Source organism: Variovorax sp. P4_D9 (assembly GCF_056401695.1).
The window spans coordinates 1-4,044 of sequence record NZ_JBFUIU010000794.1 but is presented as its reverse complement, the minus strand read 5'-3'; the positions used below and the strand labels follow the sequence as shown (position 1 = coordinate 4,044).

Genomic DNA, 4,044 nt, shown 5'->3' with positions numbered 1-4,044 from the left:
TCGTAGAGCCACACGGGCGAGCCACTCATGCCTTTCGGCTTGGGGAACGTCACCTGCGATCCGTCGGTGTCGTAGCCGTGGCGTGGCTCGAATTCGATCAGGACGTGATGTCGCTGATCAGCGCCAATCTTCTCGTAAGCCTCAGCGGCTGGCGACTTGCCGTGGTATGCATAGGCGAGGGCATTCAGTTCGACCTTGACCGGATTGGCCTTGTTTTTCGATGTGGGGAACCCAACGACGATGTAATCGCGACCCGATCGCGGCAGCAATTGCGGCATCAGTTCGTGGATGTCGATTGCTGCTTTGTCGACGAGCGGGTACGGTGGAAAGCCGCCGTTGCGCAGACACACGACGCCCACGTCGAGCCGGTCGTCTTTGCGCCGATCCTTTGCGCTCCCGGGTGTGCAGTAGCCCTTGCCCTCGACGGCTCGCACCGTCCTCGGCTTCACGTAGAAATACAGGTTTCCGACTGCGAGGCGGTCCAGCACGTGAGCAGCGGTGACGAGGAAGAAGTGCCCTTGCGCCCTTACGATGAACGCCGAGCCGGCATGGACTGGTCGGCTGTTTTCATCGGTGTACAAGGGCAGCACGTAACGCGACAACAGGTCTGACGCACGTCGAAGCTCCGCCCGACCTACCGACTGACTCACAGGGGCATTGTTCATCCGTACTATTTGCTCGCGAGGCCCACCACCCATTTGAACGCGGCGCCGACGGCGGACCCTGCAAGGCCCAGCCCGCGTTTCACCTTCGACACGTCGTGCGCGCGCCGCTGCAGTTCGCACGTCAGGACCATGCGCTCCTTGCATTCGTTCAGTCGCTGCTGAACCCCCGGCTCTAGTTCGGGCAGCACGCCGGCCGGCGCGGCGATCCGGGCGGCGTGCTCGCGCAGGGTCGCGAGGCCGTGCGCGTTGATCCGGTCGAACTGCGCGCCAAGGTCGGCGAGCATCCCCTGTTCGTCCGCCGCCGATACCCACAGGCTGTGCCCCCAGGCGGCGGTCACCGTCGCCTCGGCCTTGTCCCGCAGCGCGACGAACCCGCCTTTGATGCCGTCGGCGATGTCGATCAGCATCGCGCCGGACCTGAAAGACCCGTTCGCCGCGCGGCGCCGCGACATCGCCAGCGGTTCCCGGTCAAACTCCTCCACGATCTCGTCGGCGATCGCTGCGACCTGCGCGCGAAACAGAATGCGGGGATCGGTCATGGCGTCCGCGTCCACATCGCCTGCACGATCGGCACGAGGATCGTCAGGACCACGGCGGCGATGCCCGCGATGCCGGCGGCGCGCGCCCACCACAGCATTCGCGCGTTGTCCTACTTGCTCGCCAGCGCCTCCTTGAGCATCGTCTCCAGCGCGGCCACGGTGCGCTGCTCGGCCTCCTCGCTCGCCCTGATCCTGCGATTGGTCTCGCGCATCGGGTCGATCATGTGGTTCGTCGCCGGCATCCGGAGCACCCTCGGCTCCTCGGTGGTCGGCTTCGCCGCGCGAAGCTGCTCCTTCCAGTCGATTACGTTGCGAAGCTCGCGCGCCAGCGGGTAGGCGTCGCGCATCGCATCGGCAATGGTGGTCGCAGCAGGTCGGTCTCGCGACGAACCTACCCTTTGCACGGTGTCCCCCTGATCGCCGATCAGGTCGGCGAGGGATAGCTTCTTTGGCGGCTCGGCCTCCGGTGCCGGTGGCGCTGCGTCACTCACGATAGGTGTGGCTGAGGTGGGTCATTTCCATATTATCGATTCGGCGAACGACTACCATTGGCGTGCGCGCCCAGCGTGACCGGGCGTTTGCACTGCCCCTCGCGGGCACGCCAATGACCAGACGAACAGCACCGCACCATGCGTTCCATCTGTAGGCAGCAGGCGGCACCTTTGGGTGCCGTTTGTCTTTGCGCTATGCGACGAGGACCTCGGCCGGCGGTACCGGACGGGCCGTGAACGTCTCGACCGGCGTCAACTGGATCAGGGCCGCCGCCTCCTCCACATTGCCCTCCAGCCGCTCATCGAAATCGATCGGCTGAAGCAGCACGAGACTACGCTTGTCCTGCTGGTCGGGACCGAGCTTCGGGTCGAGCTTGTGCATGCGGCTCATGAGTGGATGGGCGTCGGCGTTGAGCGTCAGCATGGTRTAGCTCTCGACGACCTCACCGGTACCGGTGGCCTTGTCGACCCAGGTGTTCCACAGGCCCGCGACGCCCCACGGCGCGCCATCCGCTCGGCTGAATCGCCACCAGACGTTCTTGCCGCTCTCCCAGTTCGGCTCGTCGAAGGACTCGGCCGGGATGATGCAGCGCTGCCCGCGCGACCACGGGTGCTTGTAGCTGGCCTTCGCCTCCAGCTCCTCGCTGCGCGCGTTAACCGTCGCGTACGGCAGCTTCGCTGTCTTGGCGAACCACGGCACGAGGCCCCACTGCCCGACGACGAGTTCACGCTCGTAGCCGACAGCATCCTTCGCGCGACGGATGAACGGACCCGGCGAGCGCGGGAACAACTGGCGCGGCCACAGGTTGTTGCTGTTGCGGCGTTCGATCCGCCAAAAGGCCTCGATCTCGCGATCGGTCGCGCTGATGTAGCGGGTGCACATGCCTAGGCGTCGCCGTTCGCCGCTGGCTGCGTGTCGAGCATCTGCTGCACCTCGGCAGTCATCGTTGCGTACTGCGCCTTGTGACCTGCCTCTAGCGTCTGCATCATTTGCTCGGCAATGCCGTTGCGGACGTCGCGAAAGTAGGTGCCCCGATTGGCGTCGTAGTAGAGCGCCACGGCATCGAGCGCCGCCTCACACCTCTCGATGGCCTCCCGCATTTGATCCACGCTGCCAAGGGTGAATTTCGCATTCATGGGATCTCTCACCACGATGAGGTCCCTATGCGCGTAGACCTTGTTGCGTCTGTCTCGGGCGAATTGCGCAGCCTGGACAGCCGCTGCCACGGCTGCCTGCACCTCGGACTTGCATTGATCAGCGACTATCGCCGGCAATCTCTGCAGCGACAAGTTTTCAAATCCGCCCTGCGTTGCGGGGTCAGTGAGGCGGCCTAGATGCATCAACATGTCGGCCCATAGTGACTCGGAAAGCATCCGAAAGAACACGTGGGCGACTGAATTCAGGAGATTCACCCGCTCGTGCGTCGGGGCAAACACCGCTGTGTATTCGCGCAGTCGATAGCCGAGGGCACCGACCTCATTCTGCAGGAGGTCGTAGTCCTGCTGCAGCTCAGGGCTCATCGTCATGGCAGGTCGTGCGAAAGGTACTGCTGGAATTGGGCCGGCCGCTTGTTCAGCGTGAGCTTGTCCATGCCGGTCAGCCCACAGGCGCAGCGTCTTCGTCCTCGCCCGGCGCGCGCGGCCCAAGGCGCTCGTCCGGCGTGTGCCTGTAGAGCGCGACGACCCCTTCCCCGAAGGCCCTCGTCCAACTGTCAAAAGGCTCCGGGCTCGACTCGACGTCCACCCACACGCTGGCGTCCTCGGTGGACTCGTGCAGCACCCAGTAGAAGCGGCCCGGATCGGGTTCGTCGACCCAGACGGACAAGTGGCGAAGATGGATCATTCCCATATTATGAGTACTGTATAGGCAGCCAGTATTATTCGCGGCATGCGGGTCAGGATGAAGCGGCGCTTTCGGTACGGGGTCGAGCTGGCGGCCAGCGACTTCTGCGCGCAGGAATGGACGCACGGCATGCTCCAGTTCCAGCAGGACCGGCTGTACCTGTGCCAGAGCACGCCGGGCCACATGACCACCCGCAGGTGGCCGCTACGTACCTCGCGCATTGGCAGAGCCGCTGGGCGCAGGGCGTGCCGGCGCAGTGAGCAGTACGGGCGTGCGTCAGGGCACGTCGCCGCGCCCGGTGTCCACCTCGCAGAACGCGCCGCCGCCTAAGGCGTGCGACCGGTTTGAGCCCAGAGCGGCTGTACGGCTGGTGACGCCTTTGCACCTACCCGTCCGGCATCCGCGGCCCGAAACGCGTCCATCCCAAGAATGCAATTTCTTGGCCGAACGAGGAATGGTGGACGGTGCACGAGGGAGAGGGGTTGAGAGCGCGAGTACGCGCTAAT

6 protein-coding genes are annotated in these 4,044 nt (G+C 64.8%); all 6 read right to left on the bottom strand.

The annotated features are described in order from the left end of the window. A partial coding sequence (locus AC1DY5_RS45345; protein ID WP_478120946.1) for a trypsin-like peptidase domain-containing protein occupies positions 1-581 on the bottom strand: 581 nt, incomplete at its 3' end. A gap of 89 nt (positions 582-670) precedes the next feature. Beyond that, positions 671-1,204 (bottom strand): hypothetical protein, encoded by a 534-nt coding sequence (locus AC1DY5_RS45340; RefSeq protein ID WP_478120945.1) that lies wholly within the window; start codon positions 1,202-1,204, stop codon positions 671-673. Positions 1,205-1,314: 110 nt separating this feature from the next. Next, positions 1,315-1,695, bottom strand: coding sequence for a hypothetical protein (locus tag AC1DY5_RS45335; protein WP_478120944.1), 381 nt, complete (start codon positions 1,693-1,695; stop codon positions 1,315-1,317). Between the two features lie 193 nt (positions 1,696-1,888). Beyond that, a complete protein-coding gene (locus AC1DY5_RS45330; protein ID WP_478120943.1) occupies positions 1,889-2,578 on the bottom strand; it encodes an SOS response-associated peptidase in 690 nt (229 codons plus the stop codon). 2 nt (positions 2,579-2,580) lie between these two features. Beyond that, positions 2,581-3,222, bottom strand: coding sequence for an AbiU2 domain-containing protein (locus AC1DY5_RS45325; protein ID WP_478120942.1), 642 nt, complete (start codon positions 3,220-3,222; stop codon positions 2,581-2,583). A 70-nt stretch (positions 3,223-3,292) separates the two neighbouring features. Beyond that, positions 3,293-3,538 (bottom strand): hypothetical protein, encoded by a 246-nt coding sequence (locus AC1DY5_RS45320; RefSeq protein WP_478120941.1) that lies wholly within the window; start codon positions 3,536-3,538, stop codon positions 3,293-3,295. Positions 3,539-4,044 lie beyond the last annotated feature (506 nt).

Excerpts from the sequence above, each read along its gene's own strand:
- AC1DY5_RS45340 (WP_478120945.1), bottom strand. The coding sequence starts at position 1,204 with ATGACCGATCCCCGCATTCTGTTTCGCGCGCAGGTCGCAGCGATCGCC.
- AC1DY5_RS45325 (WP_478120942.1), bottom strand. The coding sequence starts at position 3,222 with ATGACGATGAGCCCTGAGCTGCAGCAGGACTACGACCTCCTGCAGAAT.
- AC1DY5_RS45320 (WP_478120941.1), bottom strand. The coding sequence starts at position 3,538 with ATGATCCATCTTCGCCACTTGTCCGTCTGGGTCGACGAACCCGATCCG.